Origin of the sequence: Actinoallomurus sp. CA-150999, from assembly GCF_050942425.1 — a bacterium.
Lineage (GTDB): Bacteria > Actinomycetota > Actinomycetes > Streptosporangiales > Streptosporangiaceae > Actinoallomurus.
Genome location: NZ_CP192063.1, coordinates 9,207,143 through 9,230,661, shown reverse-complemented (window position 1 = coordinate 9,230,661; position 23,519 = coordinate 9,207,143). Strand labels below are relative to the sequence as shown.

The window sequence follows — 23,519 nt, the reverse complement described above, 5'->3', positions numbered from 1 at the left end:
GAAGAACCACTATGAGCGATCCTAAGACGACCGAAATGCAACGACGGCAGCGCGCCGGTCTCGTCGCGGCGTTCAGCCGCCGTGCCTGGCAACCGGGCGAACGGCAGAGCGTCGTGCCGCGGATTCTCGCGGGCGCGGCCGCGCTCATCGTCGTGTCCGGAGTGGTGGTGGCCGTCGGCGCGCTGGCCTCTCACAGCCACAAGAACCGGACCACGGCGGCGGCCAACACCATGCGGCCCAGTGACCGGCCACAGCACGCGCCGAGCCCGTCCCTCTCCACCTCGCCGACGCCGCTCGCGACGGTCTCCCCGAGCAAGGGCCGCAAACTGAGCGCCATGGCGCCCCCTGCGCGCTCCGCCTCCTCAGCCCCCTCTGCCCCACGCCGCGACCAGGTCGGGATCCAGAGCGAGTCGAACCAGCGCCCGTCGGCGGGCGGGCCGCCGTGGACGACCCGCGTGCTGCACGCCCCGTACGTTCTGCGCTCGGGCCGGAGCGTGCGGACGAACCGCATCGTGCTGACCATGCAGACCGACGGAAACCTCGTGCTCAGCGACAAGAACGGCAAGCCCATGTGGGCCACCAACACCTTCCGGCCCGGGGCCCACGCCATGCTTCAGACCGACGGCAACCTGGTCGTCCTCTCCTCGGGCAACCGGCCGATCTGGGGCGCCGGATGCCAGGGCCACGATCACGCGACGATGGTGCTGCAGTCCGACGCCAACCTGGTGATCAAGGACAGGAACGGCAGTCCGACATGGGCGAGCGACACCTGGCGATGACCGGGGACCGGGCGGTGCCGCACCAGGCGTGCGTTCGCACGCCGAAACGACCAGATCTCCTTCCGTACCGCGCGGCCACGCGTCGTACACCGTCGACGTAAAGGTTCCGAACCATGGACACAGATGCCGAGCGTGACTCACAAGCCATCGTGGAAACACGGCTCGCCCATGAGACGCACAGACTGGCCACCGGGCTGCTCGTCGACGCCGGCGGCCGACCCTCGGTACCTCGCCAGGCGCTGGCGCAGTTGCGGGACTTCCTCGTGGCGAACCTGCGTCACCACCACGACACCGAAGACAGATGGATATGGCCGCACATCGCGGCAGCAGCACCGGACACGAAGCGCGCGCTCGACGAGTTGAGTGAGGAACACGAACGTCTGGACCTCGCACTCGACCGCCTTGCCGCTATCGACCTCACCGGTGCGGAGGGTGCCAGTACGACCGGCGGGACCACGGAGGCGACAACACAGGGCGGCGGCCAAGGCCGCGAGAGCATGAACGGCGACGACCGGGACGCGCTGCGCGAGGCGGCGGTCGCGGTGCGCGACATCGTTCGTGACCACCTGGCCCACGAAGAACCGATTCTGTTTCCCGCGCTGCGAAAGCACATCACACCCACGCAGTGGGAGGCATACTCCCAGCGAGTCATCGCCACGACACCTCCGGTAGCCGCACATTTGATGATCGGATTCCTCGATGAGGTGGGCACGCCGGCCGAGGTGGAGTCGATACTCATGAACATGCCGCCGCCGGTGAAGTCGCTGCTGCCCGCCATGCGCAGCCAAGCCATCGCTGACCTGCGCGTACTGCGTGGGACAAGATAATGACACAAATGCCCTGACCGAAAGTCCGAACCCTCCGGCGCAACGGACCGTCATATGTGTTGTTCTCGGTATTCGGCGCCGCCGCCCCCATCAGGGCGTCACTCGCATTCGCGGAGGGGAAAGCATGAACATCCGGTTGCTTCGTTATGCGATCACGCTTTCGGAGGAGTTGCACTTCGGTCGTGCCGCCCAGCGGCACTACATCAGTGCGCAGGCGTTCGGTCGACATATCCAGGAGCTGGAGCGCGAGCTGGGTGTCCGGCTCTTTGAACGCACCAGCCGACGGGTCACCGTGACCCCCGCGGGCAGGCGGGTCGTGGCCGAGGCGCGGGCCATTCTCGCCAAGGTGGACGCGCTTGCCGACTCGCGTCGCTGGGCCGCACCGGACGAGGCCAAAACTCTGGCGGGCTCGCGCGCATGAACGGGTAGTTCAGAGGACGGGCTGGAGCGGTTCGCCACCGGAGCGGCGACGGTCCAGAGGTGGTAGCGCTAGGCGATTTTTACGTACGTCGATTAGGCGCTGTTTGCGAATACCTGTAGATCGTCGAGCCCGCCACACTCGAACGGTGTGGCCATATGTCCCGCTGCGTTGTGAGAAACCTCCGACGGCGTCGGCTCCGGCCCTAGTCCTCTGGGGCGCTGTCGGAGCGGCCCCACGGCCTAAGACGGTCACCTCGGCCGTTGAAGATTTCCGCAGGGTGGGCCCGCGTCTCATCCCGCCGTCGGTGGGCGGTGAATCCGCTAGAGGCGGTGCAGTCGTGATGTCCGGTGACTTGTTTCGGGGAGTGGCCTGACCATGGGTATCGTCGACTGGCATGCGGAACTCGGCACTCTAGATCTTAATGCCATTTATGATCTGGGTAATGCCTGGATCAATCTCGGCGATGAGCTGTACGACAAAGCGGGTGCGCTGCGTCTTAATATCGTCTCTTTCGGGTGGCAGGGTCAGGCCGGCGACAAGGCATTCTCGGCGTGGTCAGACCATCTGGAGCAGCGTCTGTACGACGAGGCGGATCGAGCGTGGAAGACCGGCGAGGCCATCAACGCGTACGGCGATCAGATCAAGGACGCCGCGCAGAAGATGGCCAAGCAGGACGATGCGGTTATTCTCACAAACATTATTGCGTCTTTCGTTTCGCTTGCGCTCCCGATCGTGGGCCGGGCAATAGCGGCGTTGCTGCCGATGCTCACCCGGATTTTGACGAGTCTGGTCAATGTGATCGAGCAGGTGATTGGGAAGCTGGGGACGGTGGGGGCGTCGCTGGCGAATTTCGCGTTGGGGGCAGGGCTGGGTGCGGCCACCGCGTTGGGGTTCGATCTGGGGATTCAGAGGCTTTCGTACGCGATCGCGGGTGCCGAGTGGGAGCCGGATTGGTCGCAAGAAGGCCTTAATATGGGGCTGGCCGCCGCAATGGGTGGTGGTCTGGCGGGGGTGGGCGGTTACAATCCTGGTAAGGGCGGCAAAGGCGGTTTTAATGGTAACGGGGAACCCGGCGTTGCCCCGCCCCCTCCGAAAGGGACACCCGGTACCAGCAGTGGACCGGGGTTCAAGCCCACCGAGGAGAATCCGGAGAATAACGGTCCCGGGCCGGTCACGCCCAATGGTCAGTCCCTGACGTTCGGCGGGCCTGGCAACGGGCCCCGGAACGGGGAGGGCCCGAAGAACGGCCCGGCGACACAGGCCGGGCCGACCCCGACGCCGAAGGCGGAGGGCAACGGTCAGGGCGGCACGCACGGCGAGGCTCCGCCCCCCACGCCGTCGCCGCATCCCGAGACGAAGACGACCACATCGTCGGGGCCGGTGGCGACCGGTGATGGGGTACGGCCCCCCGGCGGTACGAGCAGCTCCCCTCACGAGGGTACGCAGGGCGCCCCGCCGCCGGCTTCCGGTGATGGTGTGCGGCCGGGTAATGGTGCAGGTGGGCCTGGGAAGGGTGAGGTTTCGCCGCCTGCGACTCCGCCTGCTTCGCCGCGTCCGGGTACGCCAAGTGGTGAGCATCCTGGTAGTCCGGAGAACGCGCCGCCGCCGCCCGGTAATGGTCTGCGGCCGGGTAATGGTGCAGGTGGGCCTGGGAAGGGTGAGGTTTCGCCGCCTGCGACTCCGCCTGCTTCGCCGCGTCCGGGTACGCCAAGTGGTGAGCATCCTGGTAGTCCGGAGAACGCGCCCCCGCCGCCCGGTAATGGTCTGCGGCCGGGTAATGGTGCGGATGGGCCTCCGAAGAGTGAGGTGACGCCGCCCGCGACTCCGCCTGCTTCGCCGCGTCCGGGTACGCCAAGTGGTGAGCATCCTGGTAGTCCGGAGAACGCGCCCCCGCCCCCCGGTAATGGTCTGCGGCCGAACGATCCAGTGGGTTCGCATCCACCCGCGGGAAGTGATGCTGTTCCCCCGCCTGGAGTGAAACAGCCCGCGAATGCGCACGGGGACGGAACAGGCGGGCCGGTGAAGGCGCCGGGGGAGCAGCCGACTGTTCCGAGGAATGGCAACGGTGATGGTCCGCCGTTGCCGGGTTCGCCGAAGCATGAGGCGACTTCTTCGGGTCCGGTGGCTGAGGCGCCGGGCGGTCCGGCTCCGGCTCCGGCTCCGGTGGAGGCGGGGCCGCATGGTCAGGGTGGTTCGCATGGTGCCGAGGGGCCGCCGCAGGTGGTTCCGGGTGATCACGATCCGAATGCGATGCCGGGGTCTGGTCCTGGGGGGCCGCATGCTGAGCCGGCGTCGGTTAATTCCGGTGGCGGGCAGCATCCGGGGGGGTCACCGCGTCCGGAACCGGTCAAGGAGGGTCCGGGGCAGGGTCAGCCGGTGCCGCCCAAGGGTGCGCCGAAGACCGACGCGCCGTCCGGCCCCGCATCGAACGTCGGCAACGGCAGATCCGTCACCCCGGTGGGTGGTGACCGGCCGACCGCGCCGACCAGTGGCGGTAAGGCCGACGCGTCGCTGGCACAGCGGCCGCCCGTCGAGACAAATCCGGAGGCCGGGCCGAAGAGCCGGCCCGGGGACGGCTCTGAGGTCAAGTCCGAGACCGGTGGCGATGGCGTGCCGCCGGCGTCGGGACAGCACGAGCCCGCGGTGCCCCCTGGGGGGGAGCGGACGTCGTCGGGACCGTCGCGGCCTCCGGAGGGTTCCGGCACGCCGGCGCCGAAGCCGAAACAGGGTGAGGGCCATTCTCTTGGTGAGGGGGAGCCGGAGGGTAAGGGTACTGGGGCGGGTTTTGGTGAGACGCGTGTTAAGCAGATTGAGAATCAGCGGAATAATAAGACGCCTGATGGGGATCCTCGGAAGGCTGTGACGGAGGATTTGGCTTCTGCGCCTCCGGCTCCGCCGAAGGTTGGGAAGACTGGGCCTGGTTATTCTCGGCCGGCTACGGTTGATGATCCGTCTACGCCGGGTCCGGGTGGGGGGAAGCCTAAGGCTTCGTCGTCTTCGCCGTCTTCGTCGTTTAGTGGTGAGGGTAATTCTCTTGGTCCGCGGGAGCCGGGGGATAAGGGTTCTCCGGTGGGTTCTGGTGAGACGCGTGTTAATCAGATTGAGTCGCAGCGGAAGAATGAGACGGATGTAGGGCGTCCTCGGGATTCTGAGAAGCCGGGTTCTCCGCCTCCTTCGGCTCCGCTGAAGGATGGGAAGACGGGGCCTGGCTATGATCGGCCGTTTACGGTTGATGATGCGCCTACGCCGGGTCCTTTGGGTGGGGGGAAGCCTAAGGCTTCGTCGTCTTCGCCGTCTTCGTCGTTTAGTGGTGAGGGTAATTCTCTTGGTCCGCGGGAGCCGGGGGATAAGGGTTCTCCGGTGGGTTCTGGTGAGACGCGTGTTAATCAGATTGAGTCGCAGCGGAAGAATGAGACGGATGTAGGGCGTCCTCGGGATTCTGAGAAGCCGGGTTCTCCGCCTCCTTCGGCTCCGCTGAAGGATGGGAAGACGGGGCCTGGCTATGATCGGCCGTTTACGGTTGATGATGCGCCTACGCCGGGTCCTTTGGGTGGGGGGAAGCCTAAGGCTTCGTCGTCTTCGCCGTCTTCGTCGTTTAGTGGTGAGGGTAATTCTCTTGGTCCGCGGGAGCCGGGGGATAAGGGTTCTCCGGTGGGTTCTGGTGAGACGCGTGTTAATCAGATTGAGTCGCAGCGGAAGAATGAGACGGATGTAGGGCGTCCTCGGGATTCTGAGAAGCCGGGTTCTCCGCCTCCTTCGGCTCCGCTGAAGGATGGGAAGACGGGGCCTGGCTATGATCGGCCGTTTACGGTTGATGATGCGCCTACGCCGGGTCCTTTGGGTGGGGGGAAGCCTAAGGCTTCGTCGTCTTCGCCGTCTTCGTCGTTTAGTGGTGAGGGTAATTCTCTTGGTCCGCGGGAGCCGGGGGATAAGGGTTCTCCGGTGGGTTCTGGTGAGACGCGTGTTAATCAGATTGAGTCGCAGCGGAAGAATGAGACGGATGTAGGGCGTCCTCGGGATTCTGAGAAGCCGGGTTCTCCGCCTCCTTCGGCTCCGCTGAAGGATGGGAAGACGGGGCCTGGCTATGATCGGCCGTTTACGGTTGATGATGCGCCTACGCCGGGTCCTTTGGGTGGGGGGAAGCCTAAGGCTTCGTCGTCTTCGCCGTCTTCGTCGTTTAGTGGTGAGGGTAATTCTCTTGGTCCGCGGGAGCCGGGGGATAAGGGTTCTCCGGTGGGTTCTGGTGAGACGCGTGTTAATCAGATTGAGTCGCAGCGGAAGAATGAGACGGATGTAGGGCGTCCTCGGGATTCTGAGAAGCCGGGTTCTCCGCCTCCTTCGGCTCCGCTGAAGGATGGGAAGACGGGGCCTGGCTATGATCGGCCCTTTACGATTAATGATCTGACGACGTCGAAGTCGGGCACCGGCAAGTCGGGCACCGGCCATGGGCCGTCCGGGACCGGCAGCGGCACGGTCGTCCGAAACAATAACGGTACCTATACGATTTCGGAGTCACCGAAGCCTAAGCCGGAGCAGTCGAATTCCGGGGTTGAGCCTGAGCCTTCTCATGGCGGCAGTGTAAGGACTGGCGAGGGTAATGGTGAGGGGGCTTCTTCGTCTTCGCATGGGGGTGAAAGTCATGCTGAGGATTCGTCGGGTTCTGGGAGTCCGAAGCCTAAGCCGGAGCAGTCGATTTCCGGGGTTGAGCCTGAGCCTTCTCATGGCGGCAGTGTAAGGACTGGCGAGGGTAATGGTGAGGGGGCTTCTTCGTCTTCGCATGGGGGTGAAAGTCATGCTGAGGATTCGTCGGGTTCTGGGAGTCCGAAGCCTAAGCCGGAGCAGTCGATTTCCGGGGTTGAGCCTGAGCCTTCTCATGGCGGCAGTGTAAGGACTGGCGAGGGTAATGGTGAGGGGGCTTCTTCGTCTTCGCATGGGGGTGAAAGTCATGCTGAGGATTCGTCGGGTTCTGGGAGTCCGAAGCCTAAGCCGGAGCAGTCGATTTCCGGGGTTGAGCCTGAGCCTTCTCATGGCGGCAGTGTAAGGACTGGCGAGGGTAATGGTGAGGGGGCTTCTTCGTCTTCGCATGGGGGTGAAAGTCATGCTGAGGATTCGTCGGGTTCTGGGAGTCCGAAGCCTAAGCCGGAGCAGTCGATTTCCGGGGTTGAGCCTGAGCCTTCTCATGGCGGCAGTGTAAGGACTGGCGAGGGTAATGGTGAGGGGGCTTCTTCGTCTTCGCATGGGGGTGAAAGTCATGCTGAGGATTCGTCGGGTTCTGGGAGTCCGAAGCCTAAGCCGGAGCAGTCGAATTCCGGGGTTGAGCCTGAGCCTTCTCATGGCGGCAGTGTAAGGACTGGCGAGGGTAATGGTGAGGGGGCTTCTTCGTCTTCGCATGGGGGCGAAAGTCATGCTGAGGATTCGTCGGGTTCTGGGAGTCCGAAGCCTAAGCCGGAGCAGTCGAATTCCGGGGTTGAGCCTGAGCCTTCTCATGGCGGCAGTGTAAGGACTGGCGAGGGTAATGGTGAGGGGGCTTCTTCGTCTTCGCATGGGGGCGAAAGTCATGCTGAGCATTCGTCGAGCACCGAGACCCCGAAGCCACAGGAGATCGGTTCGGGCGCTCCGAATCCGCACGAGATCCCTCCCGAAGCCGATCAATCGTCGGCGTCAGGTTCGACAAGTGTGCACCCAACGGGCGATGGACCCGCCACCGATGTCAACAGGCCCGATACGCAATCGCAGCAAGATCATGCAGCCGACGACGGTCAGTCTGGGCCGGAAGCTGCGCAACAGATCCAGACGGATACGGGAACGGGTTCGAATCAGCGGCCGGCAGGTGCGGCGTCATCGACGCGGAACGTGCTGGATGCGACCGGTGCTGCGCCTGCGGGCGGCACTGGTATGCAGGGTGCGGCGTCGCTGGAAGGGGATCGGCTGGTGGTGGTGGGCCGGGTCCTGCCCAGCGACAACGTGATCGTCGTTCGCGGCCAGTCGGCACCGATGACCCCGTCCGAGTTCGTCGCCTGGGTCCAGGAGCAGCCGGGATACCAGCCGGGTGTGCCCATCGCGCTGCTGGCCGGAGACGCCCGCCGGTTCGCCCCGGTGGTCGCGCCGCTCCTCGACGTGCCGGTCACCGCACCGTGGGGCGGCTATTTCGCCGGGCCTTCGGGTGAGCTGACGGCTGGAACCCGCCAATCCACCCCGAACGACGGAATCCAGCCAACAACCGCCCCCTACGACTACGACGGCTGGTACACCTACGCTCCGGACGGCCAGATCACCGAAATCGGCGCCGTCCTGCCCAACTCCCAAGCCCTGCTCAGCGACGGAGCGGCCACGCTGGATGCGACCGGTACTGCGCCTGCGGGCGGCACTGGTATGCAGGGTGCGGCGTCGCTGGAAGGGGATCGGCTGGTGGTGGTGGGCCGGGTCCTGCCCAGCGACAACGTGATCGTCGTTCGCGGCCAGTCGGCACCGATGACCCCGTCCGAGTTCGTCGCCTGGGTCCAGGAGCAGCCGGGATACCAGCCGGGTGTGCCCATCGCGCTGCTGGCCGGAGACGCCCGCCGGTTCGCCCCGGTGGTCGCGCCGCTCCTCGACGTGCCGGTCACCGCACCGTGGGGCGGCTATTTCGCCGGGCCTTCGGGTGAGCTGACGGCTGGAACCCGCCAATCCACCCCGAACGACGGAATCCAGCCAACAACCGCCCCCTACGACTACGACGGCTGGCACACCTACGCTCCGGACGGCCAGATCACCAAAATCGGCGCCGTCCTGCCCAACTCCCAAGCCCTGCTCAGCGACGGAGCGGCCATCTCCGCCGACGACGGGCAGCCGGTCTCCGTCTGGAAATCGACGGTCAGCGCCAAGAGCCTGGGCAAACGCCCCGCCACACCGTCCCGGATTCCCGCGTCGTCAAACACAACACAAGAGCCTGCCTCGACCAGCAGCTCGCCCGCCGCCGACGGTCAGTCTGCGCCGGAAGCTGCGCAACAGATCCAGACGGATACGGGAACGGGTTCGAATCCGCGGCCGGCAGGTGCGGCGTCATCGACGCGGAACCCGGTGGAGGTGGCGCGACAAGACGTCAAGGATGCGAGTAACGAGGTTGCGAAGGTCAAAGAGTCCAGTGACTTGCGCGCTAATTCGATCGGTCATGCCGATACGGTCATTCAGCGGCTGACGAATCCGAGTACTGGTCGCTATTGGACGCCTTCTAACAGTGGTTACGCGGCGATCCGTGCCGAGGTCGCCAGGGCGATCCGTGACAATGCCGGTGTCGGAGGTCATAAGACGGCCGGTGCGATCCGGGATCAGGCGATCAAGGCTGGTAAGGAGGCGGCTAAAGAGCATTTGGCGAAACGTGGTCCGCGTCCGGCTTCGTCCGACCCGATCAAGGCCGCCGAGCAGAAACTCGACGATGCTGCGAAGGATCTCGCTGAGAATCCTGGCGATAAGGCGGCGCAGGCTGCGGTCAAGGATGCGAGTAACGAGGTTGCGAAGGTCAAAGAGTCCAGTGACTTGCGCGCTAATTCGATCGGTCATGCCGATACGGTCATTCAGCGGCTGACGAATCCGAGTACTGGTCGCCATTGGACGCCTTCTAACAGTGGTTACGCGGCGATCCGTGCCGAGGTCGCCAGGGCGATCCGTGACAATGCCGGTGTCGGAGGTCATAAGACGGCCGGTGCGATCCGGGATCAGGCGATCAAGGCTGGTAAGGAGGCGGCTAAAGAGCATTTGGCGAAACGTGGTCCGCGTCCGGCTTCGTCCGACCCGATCAAGGCCGCCGAGCAGAAACTCGACGATGCTGCGAAGGATCTCGCTGAGAATCCTGGCGATAAGGCGGCGCAGGCTGCGGTCAAGGATGCGAGTAACGAGGTTGCGAAGGTCAAAGAGTCCAGTGACTTGCGCGCTAATTCGATCGGTCATGCCGATACGGTCATTCAGCGGCTGACGAATCCGAGTACTGGTCGCCATTGGACGCCTTCTAACAGTGGTTACGCGGCGATCCGTGCCGAGGTCGCCAGGGCGATCCGTGACAATGCCGGTGTCGGAGGTCATAAGACGGCCGGTGCGATCCGGGATCAGGCGATCAAGGCTGGTAAGGAGGCGGCTAAAGAGCATTTGGCGAAACGTGGTCCGCGTCCGGCTTCGTCCGACCCGATCAAGGCCGCCGAGCAGAAACTCGACGATGCTGCGAAGGATCTCGCTGAGAATCCTGGCGATAAGGCGGCGCAGGCTGCGGTCAAGGATGCGAGTAACGAGGTTGCGAAGGTCAAAGAGTCCAGTGACTTGCGCGCTAATTCGATCGGTCATGCCGATACGGTCATTCAGCGGCTGACGAATCCGAGTACTGGTCGCCATTGGACGCCTTCTAACAGTGGTTACGCGGCGATCCGTGCCGAGGTCGCCAGGGCGATCCGTGACAATGCCGGTGTCGGAGGTCATAAGACGGCCGGTGCGATCCGGGATCAGGCGATCAAGGCTGGTAAGGAGGCGGCTAAAGAGCATTTGGCGAAACGTGGTCCGCGTCCGGCTTCGTCCGACCCGATCAAGGCCGCCGAGCAGAAACTCGACAAAGCCAAGAAAGACCTCGCTGAGAATCCTGGCGATAAGGCGGCGCAGGCTGCGGTCAAGGATGCGAGTAACGAGGTTGCGAAGGTCAAAGAGTCCATTGACTTGCGCGCTAATTCGATCGGTCATGCCGATACGGTCATTCAGCGGCTGACGAATCCGAGTACTGGTCGCCATTGGACGCCTTCTAACAGTGGTTACGCGGCGATCCGTGCCGAGGTCGCCAGGGCGATCCGTGACAATGCCGGTGTCGGAGGTCATAAGACGGCCGGTGCGATCCGGGATCAGGCGATCAAGGCTGGTAAGGAGGCGGCTAAAGAGCATTTGGCGAAACGTGGTCCGCGTCCGGCTTCGTCCGACCCGATCAAGGCCGCCGAGCAGAAACTCGACAAAGCCAAGAAAGACCTCGCTGAGAATCCTGGCGATAAGGCGGCGCAGGCTGCGGTCAAGGATGCGAGTAACGAGGTTGCGAAGGTCAAAGAGTCCAGTGACTTGCGCGCTAATTCGATCGGTCATGCCGATACGGTCATTCAGCGGCTGACGAATCCGAGTACTGGTCGCCATTGGACGCCTTCTAACAGTGGTTACGCGGCGATCCGTGCCGAGGTCGCCAGGGCGATCCGTGACAATGCCGGTGTCGGAGGTCATAAGACGGCCGGTGCGATCCGGGATCAGGCGATCAAGGCTGGTAAGGAGGCGGCTAAAGAGCATTTGGCGAAACGTGGTCCGCGTCCGGCTTCGTCCGACCCGATCAAGGCCGCCGAGCAGAAACTCGACGATGCTGCGAAGGATCTCGCTGAGAATCCTGGCGATAAGGCGGCGCAGGCTGCGGTCAAGGATGCGAGTAACGAGGTTGCGAAGGTCAAAGAGTCCAGTGACTTGCGCGCTAATTCGATCGGTCATGCCGATACGGTCATTCAGCGGCTGACGAATCCGAGTACTGGTCGCCATTGGACGCCTTCCAACAGTGGTTACGCGGCGATCCGTGCCGAGGTCGCCAGGGCGATCCGTGACAATGCCGGTGTCGGAGGTCATAAGACGGCCGGTGCGATCCGGGATCAGGCGATCAAGGCTGGTAAGGAGGCGGCTAAAGAGCATTTGGCGAAACGTGGTCCGCGTCCGGCTTCGTCCGACCCGATCAAGGCCGCCGAGCAGAAACTCGACGATGCTGCGAAGGATCTCGCTGAGAATCCTGGCGATAAGGCGGCGCAGGCTGCGGTCAAGGATGCGAGTAACGAGGTTGCGAAGGTCAAAGAGTCCAGTGACTTGCGCGCTAATTCGATCGGTCATGCCGATACGGTCATTCAGCGGCTGACGAATCCGAGTACTGGTCGCCATTGGACGCCTTCCAACAGTGGTTACGCGGCGATCCGTGCCGAGGTCGCCAGGGCGATCCGTGACAATGCCGGTGTCGGAGGTCATAAGACGGCCGGTGCGATCCGGGATCAGGCGATCAAGGCTGGTAAGGAGGCGGCTAAAGAGCATTTGGCGAAACGCGGTCCGCGTCCGGCTTCGTCCGACCCGATCAAGGCCGCCGAGCAGAAACTCGACAAAGCCAAGAAAGACCTCGCTGAAGCCGAGAAGGATGCGGCTGGGTGGGCTGCGGCGCAGGATCTGGCCGAGCAGCTGTTGAACAACGAAGTGCCTGGCGTGGTGAACTCTGGCCCCGCTGGTTCCGACCAGCCGACGCAGTCCACATCACCCGCGCCGACTGCGACTGGTACTGCGCCTGCGGGCGGCACTGGTATGCAGGGTGTGGCGTCGCCGGAAGGGGATCGGCTGGTGGTGGTGGGCCGGGTCCTGCCCAGCGACAATGTGATCGTCGTTCGCGGCCAGTCGGCACCGATGACCCCGTCCGAGTTCGTCGCCTGGGTCCAGGAGCAGCCGGGATACCAGCCGGGTGTGCCCATCGCGCTGCTGGCCGGAGACGCCCGCCGGTTCGCCCCGGTGGTCGCGCCGCTCCTCGGCGTGCCGGTCACCGCACCGTGGGGCGGCTATTTCGCCGGGCCTTCGGGTGAGCTGACCGCTGGAACCCGCCAATCCACCCCGAACGACGGAATCCAGCCAACAACCGCCCCCTACGACTACGACGGCTGGCACACCTACGCTCCGGACGGCCAGATCACCGAAATCGGCGCCGTCCTGCCCAACTCCCAAGCCCTGCTCAGCGACGGAGCGGCCACCTCCACCGACGACGAGCAGCCAGTCGCCATCTGGAAATCGACGGTCAGCGCCAAGAGCCTCGGCGAACGCCCCGCCACGCCCTCCCAGACCCCCGCCTCGTCAAAGACAACACAAGAACCTGCCTCGACCAGCAGCTCGCCCGCCGCCGACGAATCCGAAAATCTGCAGGCCGCGATACGGCAGTTGGAAGATGCCCAGGCGTTGCATCAGGCCGCCGTCGATCAGTGGCAGGACGGTATCGGACCCTCCGACGGCGAGACCTACCTGGCCCAGCTGAAAGACCAGGTGACACAGGCCGAGGCCGCCGTCGAACAGGCCGAAGCGGCGGCCGGCGCATCCGGCACGACGCACCCCGACAGGCCGGGAACCGAAGCGACCCCGAGAGCAACGGCCGATACCGCCACCCCGCCTGGGCAGAAATCGGGGAACGGTCGAACGCCCGAGGCCGACTTGGCGGTGGCACCACCCGACACCGACCATCAGGTCACGCCGATGACCGGTTCGGAGAGCACCGACGACGCTCCAACGGACTCCGCCGCCTCTGTGCCGTCGGCTGGGCAGCCGGTCGGTCGGTCGGATCCGGCGTATTCGCTTGGGCCGGATGAGGTGCCGCTTTTCCCTGGTCCGTCGGCGCCTCCGGGTAGTCGGTGGGATCGGTTGCGGCAGCGGTTGGGGGGGTCTGGTTCGGGTGGGGCTGGGCAGTCTGGTGAGGCTGCTGAGCGGGGGCGTCCGCTGATGAGTATCTCTGGGAGGTTCCAGCCGGCGTCGTTCACGCTTCTCATGTCGAATGGGTATGCGTGGGGTCCGCAGCCGTTGGCGGCGTGGATTGCTCAGGAGCCCACGTATCGGCAGGGTGGTCGGCCGGTGCTGGAGGCGGCGGGTGCGGGTGATCCGGGGCCTGGTGGTCAGCGGTCGTTTGCCGATGCTGTGGCTTCTTACCTTGGTGGTGAGGTGCTGACGCGGCGGCCGGCGGAGTCGGGTGGTGGCTGGTTTGTGCATCATCCTGCGGCCGGGGCGTCGCAGCCCATGATGCAGCCCGCGTCGCAGCCCGGGATGCAGCCCGCGATGCAGCCTGCGGTGCAGGCGGTTCCGGGTGGCGGTGTGGGGTCTATGCGGGAGGTGGCGCAGAGGCTGGTTTGGCTGGCGCCGGATGATCGGGTGGATGAGCTCGGGTCGATGCTGCCGGAGGAGCAGGATCTTCTGTCTCGGGATCCGGTTGCTGTCGCTTTGCTGAAGAACGCTTTGCCGGCTTCGGAGTTCGCGGATTTGGCCGCGATGATGATGTCTCAGGTGCCGCCGGCGGTGGAGAACCCGGGGATTACGCCGGATCGGCAGCAGCAGATGTTTACCCGGATGCTTCATTCTCCGGCGGTGGCGGAGCGGATGTTGCTGGCCGGTGTGCGGGTGACGGTTTTGCCGCGGTCGGTGCGGTTGACGTCGCTGCCTGGATGGCAGGATCGGGCGGGGCAGCCGATCGCGCCTGGCGACAATCGGCGCTGGGATTATGTGCGGGCCTTTACGAGCGGCAATATGGTTGTCGTTCCGGAGGAAAATCTGCTTGGTTTGGAGACGTTCGTTTGGGATCCGTCCGTAGGGTTCCATGACTCCTATCCGCGCGGATATTCTGTGTGGATCCATGAGTTCGGGCATGCGCTTTACAATCATGGATTGACCGATGACGATCGGCGGTTCATTGGCGAGGAGTATTATCGGAACTGGGATCTCATCCGGTCTGGTCATCAGATATGGTGGCCGGATGGTCCGCTGAGTAATCCGCAGAGGCCGGGAGTTCGCAACTACTCTTCCCAGGATGTTCGGGAGTATTTTGCTCAGCTGGTTACGCTCTTTTTCGGGGCTAATGGCGGAACGGATCCGTTTACCGGATTTCAGCGTTACAACGATCCTTCTATGATCGCGACTTATGTTCCGGCGCTGTATCAGATCTTGGCGCGGGTTTTCGGTGCGCCGGGCTCGATTGGCGTGCCTTACAATCCGGTCGCGGGTGGCGGTCAGCAGGCCGGTTCCCCGGTGGATGTCGCGGTCCGTGCCCCCAGTGCGCCGCCGCCGCGTCCGGTGGGTCTGCCTGATCCGAAGGTGGTGGATCCGGCGACGCGGTTGAGTGATGCGGAGTTGGCGGAGTATGAGGGGTGGCGGGAGCGGCGTTTCGACGCGCCGGTGGTGAAGGTCCACACCCGGCGTTTCGATCCGGGTGTCCGTTTCTCTTTGGTTCCTTCCGATGAGTGGGGTGCTGGGGCGGAGAATCCGATCTGGACTGATGTTCAGCGGATTCAGGCGCCGAACGGTGGATGGGTTCGTCGTCAGGTTGTCACGCTTCCGGTGAGGCCGATGGGCGGGTTGACGCCGGAGCAGGTGGAGTCGCTGGAATCGAAGATCCAGGGCGGGCTTGACCTGCATGTGAACCGGTACACGCTCCCGGAGTCGGGTGATCTGGTTCATATGGAGTTGAAGCTGGAGGTCCAGCCGGATTACGACCGTGCGGTGGATATTTATCCGGGGTGGATCGCGGATGCGGGTGTGGGGCTGGATCGTCCGGATGCCCGGCATTGGGGCACCGAGGATCTGCTCAGTCACCTGGTGCACGAGGCGTTGCAGCACCAGGGGCTGGAGGATGAGTACCCGGATGCTGCTTTCATCTTCCGTAAGTCGCCGGATTCTCGGGCGGTGAAGAGCGACGGGATCATGGCGGTGACGCTGAATGATCTGTCGCAGCCGATGCCGAAGCGTTATCTGCAGCGTATCGAGTCGGTCGTCGACACCACCGCCGTACTACGCGATCACCCACTGAACACCTCTGAGCCGGTTGCCCTCGCCACTGGGGAATCGCCGAAGCGCCAGGACGGTATCGGACCCGCGGACGGCCAGACTCACCCCGCTCGGCAGAAAGACCAGGTGACACACGCCGACGCCGCCATCGCGCAGACCGAGAATGCGGCCTCGGGCAAGGCGTCAGACAAGCCCGCGACCCGTGCGGATGGAGACAAGCCCACCGAGCCGCCCGCGACGCCGACGTCGAGCGACGGCCTGCTCCAGGTGCCTGGCGGGCAGGCCGCCAATACGCCTGCGGACGGCGGCCCGGTTCGACAGCCGCAGGCGGCTTTGGGAGCCGAGCCGGCCGGGGCGGTGGACCCGGTGGCAGAACCGAGCGCCTCTGATGGTGCTGTCGTGGTCCATGGCACATCCGATCCCGGCACCTCCACTCCGTTGCTGGACGGCGCTCCGCGGCCGTTGGTTGATCCGGCGTATTCCATTGGGTCGGATGAGACACCGCGTTTTCCTGCTCCGTCTGCGCCGCCGTCCGGGCGTCGGGTGTTGCATCCCATTGGTGACTGGCTGGAGTTTTCTCGGCTTCCTGGTAAGTCGCGGTCGTCGGAGTTGCGTGCCATTGATACTGCGGTATCGCGGCTGGGGCCGGAGCCGAGGCGGGACGGTCTGCAGCGGGTGCTGGCCGCGGTGTCGGTGTGGAAGGCCGGTAAGCCGTCGGCGAGCGGCCGCTGGGCGTCGGTGGTCCAGTTGGAGAATGCGGTCAACGAGCTGCTGCATCCGGAAGCCCCTTCGGTACGCGTGGACGGGGCGTTCCAGCGGGCATCGTTCACGGTTGTTATGCCAGATGGGCAGGCGCGGGGCCCAGCTCAGCTCGCGAGCTGGATCACCCAGAACACCTCGTATCGGCGTGGGGATCGGGTGGAGCTGGCGGCGGCCGGTGTCGGGGCGGCGCGGCCTGGTGGTCTGCCGTCGTACGCCGATGCTCTCGCTGATCAGCTTGGTGCTGCGGTGCTGTCGTGGTCGACGGACCCTGGCGGCGGCTGGGTGGTGCATCAGCCTGTGGACAGGGTGGCGCGGCCGGCCGGTGAGGGCACCGTCTCCGGTGGCAGTGGGGGCGTCGGGCTTGCTGGGGCCGGCGGCACGATCGAGGAGCCGGAGGAGCAGGAAGGGCTGGTGGTATCCGGGCAGTTCCAGCCGGCGTCGTTCACGGTTGTCAGGGATGGGCAGGCGTGGGGGCCGGTCCAGCTTGCGGATTGGGCTGTTCGCAATCCCTCATATGACCGGGGCGACCCGCTGGTGTTGGCGGTGGACGGTGTCGGGGTGCCGCGGGTCGGTGGTCTGCCGTCGTATGCCGATGTACTCGCCGGTCACCTTGGTGGTGCGGTGCTGGCGCCGCGTCCGGACGGTGGCTGGGATGTGCATCAGCCACCGTCCGGGGCGGCGTCGGTCACCGTCCAGGTGGAGGGGCAGCCGACCGGACAGGAGCCTGCGTCCGCGCGAAATCTGGCGCAGCAGGTGCTTTCGATGGCGCCTGATGATCGGGTGGATGAACTCGCGTCGATGCTGCCGCAGGATCGGGATCGCTTGTCGAGGGATCCCGATGCCGTCGCCATGCTCAGGAACGGCTTGCCGCCGTCGGAGTTCGCATATATGGCCGCGATGATGATGTCTCAGGTGCCGCCGGCGGCGGAGGACCCGGGGGTCACCTCGGATCGGCAGCAGGAGATTTTCACTCGGATGCTTCATTCTCCGGATGTGGCGGAACGGATGTTGCTGGCGGGCGTCCGGGTAACGGCTTTGCCGCGGTCGATGAGGTTGACGTCGCTGCCTGGATGGCAGGATCGGGCGGGGCAGCCGATCGCGCCTGGCGACAATCGACGTTGGGATTATGTACGGGCCATTACGAGCGGCAATATCGTTGTCGTTCCGGAAGAAAATCTGCTTGGTAAGAGGGCTGTCGTCTGGGATCCATCAACAGGATTCCATGATTCCCATCCGCGCGGATATTCTGTGGCGATTCACGAGATCGCGCATGCGGTTGGCGATTACGGATTGACCGAGGGTGACTGGCGGAGCATTTCTGAAGATTTCAATCAGCGCTGGCAGTCCATCCGCTCCGGTTATCAGGTCTGGTTTCCGGATGGTCCGCTTAATGATCCGTCGAGGCCGGAAGTCACCAATTATTCGTCCCAGCATGTGCGCGAGTACTGGGCTCAGCTGGTCACGCTTCACTTCGAGGCTAATGCTGGAACGGATCCGTTTACCGGATATCAGCGCTTCAACGATTCTGCCATGATCGAGACTTATGCTCCGCGGATGCATGAGATCTTGGTGCGGGTCTTCGGCGCACCAGGCCGGATCGATGTGCCCGTCAACCCTCTCCCGGCCGGCGCTCGGCCGGTCAGCCTACTCCCGCTGGCGGAAGCCGGGATCCTTCCAGAGCCCGGTGCGCCGCCCTTGCGAGCCTCCGGAGCGGCGGGCGACCACACCGGATCCGCCGGTCCGCGGCCTTCGGTTGATCCGGCGTATTCGCTTGGGCCGGATGAGGTGCCGCTTTTCCCTGGTCCGTCGGCGCCTCCGGGTAGTCGGTGGGATCGGTTGCGGCAGCGGTTGGGGGGGTCTGGTTCGGGTGGGGCTGGGCAGTCTGGTGAGGCTGCTGAGCGGGGGCGTCCGCTGATGAGTATCTCTGGGAGGTTCCAGCCGGCGTCGTTCACGCTTCTCATGTCGAATGGGTATGCGTGGGGTCCGCAGCCGTTGGCGGCGTGGATTGCTCAGGAGCCCACGTATCGGCAGGGTGGTCGGCCGGTGCTGGAGGCGGCGGGTGCGGGTGATCCGGGGCCTGGTGGTCAGCGGTCGTTTGCCGATGCTGTGGCTTCTTACCTTGGTGGTGAGGTGCTGACGCGGCGGCCGGCGGAGTCGGGTGGTGGCTGGTTTGTGCATCATCCTGCGGCCGGGGCGTCGCAGCCCATGATGCAGCCCGCGTCGCAGCCCGGGATGCAGCCCGCGATGCAGCCTGCGGTGCAGGCGGTTCCGGGTGGCGGTGTGGGGTCTATGCGGGAGGTGGCGCAGAGGCTGGTTTGGCTGGCGCCGGATGATCGGGTGGATGAGCTCGGGTCGATGCTGCCGGAGGAGCAGGATCTTCTGTCTCGGGATCCGGTTGCTGTCGCTTTGCTGAAGAACGCTTTGCCGGCTTCGGAGTTCGCGGATTTGGCCGCGATGATGATGTCTCAGGTGCCGCCGGCGGTGGAGAACCCGGGGATTACGCCGGATCGGCAGCAGCAGATGTTTACCCGGATGCTTCATTCTCCGGCGGTGGCGGAGCGGATGTTGCTGGCCGGTGTGCGGGTGACGGTTTTGCCGCGGTCGGTGCGGTTGACGTCGCTGCCTGGATGGCAGGATCGGGCGGGGCAGCCGATCGCGCCTGGCGACAATCGGCGCTGGGATTATGTGCGGGCCTTTACGAGCGGCAATATGGTTGTCGTTCCGGAGGAAAATCTGCTTGGTTTGGAGACGTTCGTTTGGGATCCGTCCGTAGGGTTCCATGACTCCTATCCGCGCGGATATTCTGTGTGGATCCATGAGTTCGGGCATGCGCTTTACAATCATGGATTGACCGATGACGATCGGCGGTTCATTGGCGAGGAGTATTATCGGAACTGGGATCTCATCCGGTCTGGTCATCAGATATGGTGGCCGGATGGTCCGCTGAGTAATCCGCAGAGGCCGGGAGTTCGCAACTACTCTTCCCAGGATGTTCGGGAGTATTTTGCTCAGCTGGTTACGCTCTTTTTCGGGGCTAATGGCGGAACGGATCCGTTTACCGGATTTCAGCGTTACAACGATCCTTCTATGATCGCGACTTATGTTCCGGCGCTGTATCAGATCTTGGCGCGGGTTTTCGGTGCGCCGGGCTCGATTGGCGTGCCTTACAATCCGGTCGCGGGTGGCGGTCAGCAGGCCGGTTCCCCGGTGGATGTCGCGGTCCGTGCCCCCAGTGCGCCGCCGCCGCGTCCGGTGGGTCTGCCTGATCCGAAGGTGGTGGATCCGGCGACGCGGTTGAGTGATGCGGAGTTGGCGGAGTATGAGGGGTGGCGGGAGCGGCGTTTCGACGCGCCGGTGGTGAAGGTCCACACCCGGCGTTTCGATCCGGGTGTCCGTTTCTCTTTGGTTCCTTCCGATGAGTGGGGTGCTGGGGCGGAGAATCCGATCTGGACTGATGTTCAGCGGATTCAGGCGCCGAACGGTGGATGGGTTCGTCGTCAGGTTGTCACGCTTCCGGTGAGGCCGATGGGCGGGTTGACGCCGGAGCAGGTGGAGTCGCTGGAATCGAAGATCCAGGGCGGGCTTGACCTGCATGTGAACCGGTACACGCTCCCGGAGTCGGGTGATCTGGTTCATATGGAGTTGAAGCTGGAGGTCCAGCCGGATTACGACCGTGCGGTGGATATTTATCCGGGGTGGATCGCGGATGCGGGTGTGGGGCTGGATCGTCCGGATGCCCGGCATTGGGGCACCGAGGATCTGCTCAGTCACCTGGTGCACGAGGCGTTGCAGCACCAGGGGCTGGAGGATGAGTACCCGGATGCTGCTTTCATCTTCCGTAAGTCGCCGGATTCTCGGGCGGTGAAGAGCGACGGGATCATGGCGGTGACGCTGAATGATCTGTCGCAGCCGATGCCGAAGCGTTATCTGCAGCGTATCGAGTCGGTCGTCGACACCACCGCCGTACTACGCGATCACCCACTGAGTCCCTACGGGCCGGCGACCACGGCAGATTCCGGGGCAGAAACGTCCGAAGCGGTGGGCGACCACACCGGATCCGCCGGTCCGCGCCCCTTGGATGCGGCGAGCACCACCACCCCGGGCAGGAGCGCAGGCGGCGCTGCGAATACAGCGGCCCAGCCAACCGCTGCGTCACATGGTGGGATGCCTCAGGACACCGCCGACCCGATCAGGAATTGGCTGCAGCTGTCCTCGGTTCCCGGTAAATCTCGTTCTTCGGCGCTGCGTGATATCGACGCTGCGGTGGGGAACTTGCGGAGCGATCGCGGGAATGTCGGGGCTTTGCGTGCCGTGCTTTACGCCATCGATGAGTGGAGGACGTTTAAGAGCGGACCCAGCGGCCGGGACGAGGCCGTTGACCGGCTGCAGGCCGTGGTCGAGGCCGATCTGGTACGTCTTCAGGGGGCCGTTGAACCTGGCGGCGCGCGCAGGCCAGAGTCGTCTGCGGTGGCCGTCCGTGATCCTCTCACCGGTCGTGATCTTGAAGAGGCGAAGGCCGCAGTCAGCGATCTGGAGAACAAGTTCTTCCCCGCGCATCTGCAGCTGGGTGCCGAGCACCGGGCGGATACGGTGGTCACGGCCCACGTGGACGGCGCTGCGTATTTCGGGGCGATCGCCAAGGTTCTCGATACGTTGCATGGTCCGGGCGATCGTCTGTACATCAGCTCGTGGTACCTCCATCTCGCTACCCGGTTGCGTACCGGGCCAGGAGAGTTGAATTTGGGTGAGCGGCTGGTGGCGTTGGCCGCAGCCGGGGTCGACGTGCGGGTGGTCGTGGCGATTCCGCGGCACGCTCTGGGGCCGTTCGGCAAGCCGCTGTTGGCGCAGGACCTTTGGCGCCTGCCGTACGCGACCATGATTGGGAATTACGCGAAGACCAATCTTGCTTCGGTGCAAGCGCTACGAGGTGCACGGAACGAGGATGGGTTCCCGCTTGCCGATCGTGTCCTTATCGATTGGGGCGGCGGGTTCGACTCGCGGCATGAGAAGACGACGGTCGCCTACAGTGCGGCCACAGGTGAGTTGCATGCGTTCGTCGGGGGTATCGATTACGCGCCGAATCGGCTCGCCGATGAACGGCATGAGGGAGGAACGCAACACAACTACTGGCATGATATGGGCGTTCAACTGCAAGGCGGTGCCGCAGAGGACGCGCTGCAGAATTTCTGGACTCGTTGGGACGAGACCGCGACGCTGCCGGCACGGAGTTATTGGTCGAGCGGCGAGGAAAAGCCATTCAATCCTGGAGTCGTCTCAAAGCCTGACCAGTTGATGCCAGCCTACTCACCGAACCTGGCTCGCCCCTCGGAGCGGTCGCGTGTCGATGCCGGTGTGCGGATATGGCGGAGCTACGCTCCTCGGCGGGTTACCGCGCTCGGTGATTCCCTACAGCTCGATTGGCATACTCTGCCGTCTGTGGGAGTGGCTGAGGTCTCGACCGGTCTGGTTGCGGCGATCGATGCCGCTGAGAAGTACATTTACGTCGAGGACCAGACTCTGAACCCGTCCCTCGCCGGAAATATTTATAATAAGCATTCGGTCCTGTTCCCGGCGATTGCAAGGGCGCTGGCCAGGGGTGTCAAGGTAATCTTTGTAACGCAGGGGTTCCCCGGCCGGGGCGCGAAGTCGTCGGCCGATGCTACGCCGGATGTGTCCGCCGAGATTACCGCGTCGGTTTTGGACAAGCTGACACCCGAGCAGCGTGAGAACTTCGCCTTGTTCACCTTGAAAGATGTCAAGGTGCACTCGAAGGTCGTTTTGGTCGATGACCAGTTCGCCTCCATCGGTTCGGCCAACTTCTGGGATCGTTCGATGGTCGGTGATGAGTCCGAAGTAACGGCGGCGATAGTGCACCCCGGCGGCTCGGACTCGCTCGTCGCTGATCTGCGGGTGCAGTTGTGGCGAGAGCACCTGCGCATGCCGGAGACGGAGTCGACAAATGCCGATCTTCGTGATCTGGCCGTCGGTCTCGGCTATTTCCGTCACACGTGGGGTAGCGGGACTACGTCCGAGAGTCCGGACGGTGCGCTGGAGGAAGTGCGGGGCCGCGGTCTGGTGAGCAGGCTCATCAGCGGGGCGGGCCGGACGGGGAACCAGGCTGAATCCGGTGTCGTGACGGCGCGCGATTCTGATCTCTCGATGACGGAGATGCCCGACCTGCTCGAGGAGGAGCTCACGGAGAGGGGTGTCGATCAGCGTGTGCACGCGCTGAGTACCGGCAATCTGATCCGGCTTGTTCAAACGCCTGCCATGTGGGGCGTTCCGATGACGAAGGAAAAGGCTTCGGGGTTCGGCGATCGGGCCGTTGACGAACTCGCTGGAACGGTGCGCGACATCATCCGGCAGGGCACCCGCCTGGTAGACGTTGTCAGTCTCTTGCCGCCGACCGGGCGAATCCGTGAAGCGACGAAGGAAGCTCTCCTCGAAGTGGCATCGCAGGAAGGCGCTGAGCCTGTTCTCGTGCGCTTCCTGTTCGGCAATGTTCCGATGCGCGACACTTTCTCCGAATTCATTAAGGACCTGAGGTCGTTCCTTAAAGAGAAGAATGCTGCGATGGGGCGGGTCACCGTTCTTGTGGGGCAGATGTCCAACGTGCTCAAGGGTTTTTGGAATCATTCGAAGATCGTTGCTGCCGATGGTGCAGTGGCCCTGGTGGGCGGCCACAATCTTTGGGCGGAGACTTACGGTGGATATCCTCCGGTGCATGACGTATCGATCGAGATGATCGGTGATGGTGTTAGGCATGCACATGCCTTCGCGGATTATTTGTGGGCGACCGGCGGCAAGAATCTGACAGTCCGGCAGATCACCGCGGACTACGGAGTGAAGACCCTGCCTTCTGGCGCAGCCCGGAACAAGATCGCCGTTGTCGAACTGGGTGATGATCTGCCCCGCCCCGAGTCGATGCAACTGCGGGGCGGTGCGGAGCGGTGGCACCAGGGCCGGGCTCTGTCGCTTGGCAGGGCGGGGTTCCTCGGCGACGACGCCAGCGACGTCGCCAAAGAAGCGGTCATCAAGGGTGCGCGCCGCAGCCTGAAGATAAGCCAGCAGGATCTGTCCTTCACCGGGTTCACCGCGGAAAAGGACCATGACGTCGCTCGATGGATCGCAGAAGCGCTGATCGATAAGCCGGAACTCACCGTCGACATCGTCGTGTCATCGGCCGACGCC

Annotated in this window: 5 protein-coding genes (1 of these 5 cut by a window edge); 4 read left to right on the top strand and 1 reads right to left on the bottom strand. The window is 64.2% G+C overall.

Annotation, left to right across the window (positions count from 1 at the left end; translation table 11 throughout):
- Positions 1 to 11 precede the first annotated feature (11 nt).
- The 3 genes from ACQP2O_RS42515 to ACQP2O_RS42505 all read left to right on the top strand — a co-directional run bounded on the left by ACQP2O_RS42515 (position 12) and on the right by ACQP2O_RS42505 (position 2,027).
- The gene (locus tag ACQP2O_RS42515; protein WP_433174882.1) at positions 12 to 779 is read left to right on the top strand and encodes a hypothetical protein; all 768 of its coding nucleotides are present in this window, start codon (positions 12 to 14) and stop codon (positions 777 to 779) included.
- A gap of 113 nt (positions 780 to 892) precedes the next feature.
- On the top strand, positions 893 to 1,606 hold the full coding sequence (locus ACQP2O_RS42510; protein WP_433174881.1) for a hemerythrin domain-containing protein: 714 nt from the start codon (positions 893 to 895) through the stop codon (positions 1,604 to 1,606).
- A gap of 124 nt (positions 1,607 to 1,730) precedes the next feature.
- Entirely contained in the window at positions 1,731 to 2,027 is a 297-nt protein-coding gene (locus ACQP2O_RS42505) for a LysR family transcriptional regulator (protein ID WP_433174880.1), read from the top strand.
- Between the two features lie 555 nt (positions 2,028 to 2,582).
- Here ACQP2O_RS42505 and ACQP2O_RS42500 read toward each other — a convergent pair.
- Complete coding sequence (locus ACQP2O_RS42500; protein WP_433174879.1) at positions 2,583 to 2,987, bottom strand: hypothetical protein; 405 nt, start codon at positions 2,985 to 2,987, stop codon at positions 2,583 to 2,585.
- 4,893 nt (positions 2,988 to 7,880) lie between these two features.
- Between ACQP2O_RS42500 and ACQP2O_RS42495 the strand changes: the two genes are divergently transcribed.
- On the top strand, positions 7,881 to 23,519 hold the 5' portion of the coding sequence (locus ACQP2O_RS42495) for a phospholipase D-like domain-containing protein (RefSeq protein WP_433174878.1). Its footprint extends 16,815 nt past the window's final position; only the first 15,639 of its 32,454 coding nucleotides appear in the window; its start codon is at positions 7,881 to 7,883; its stop codon lies beyond the right edge, outside the window.

Excerpts from the sequence above, each read along its gene's own strand:
- ACQP2O_RS42515 (WP_433174882.1), top strand. The coding sequence starts at position 12 with ATGAGCGATCCTAAGACGACCGAAATGCAACGACGGCAGCGCGCCGGT.
- ACQP2O_RS42510 (WP_433174881.1), top strand. The coding sequence starts at position 893 with ATGGACACAGATGCCGAGCGTGACTCACAAGCCATCGTGGAAACACGG.
- ACQP2O_RS42505 (WP_433174880.1), top strand. The coding sequence starts at position 1,731 with ATGAACATCCGGTTGCTTCGTTATGCGATCACGCTTTCGGAGGAGTTG.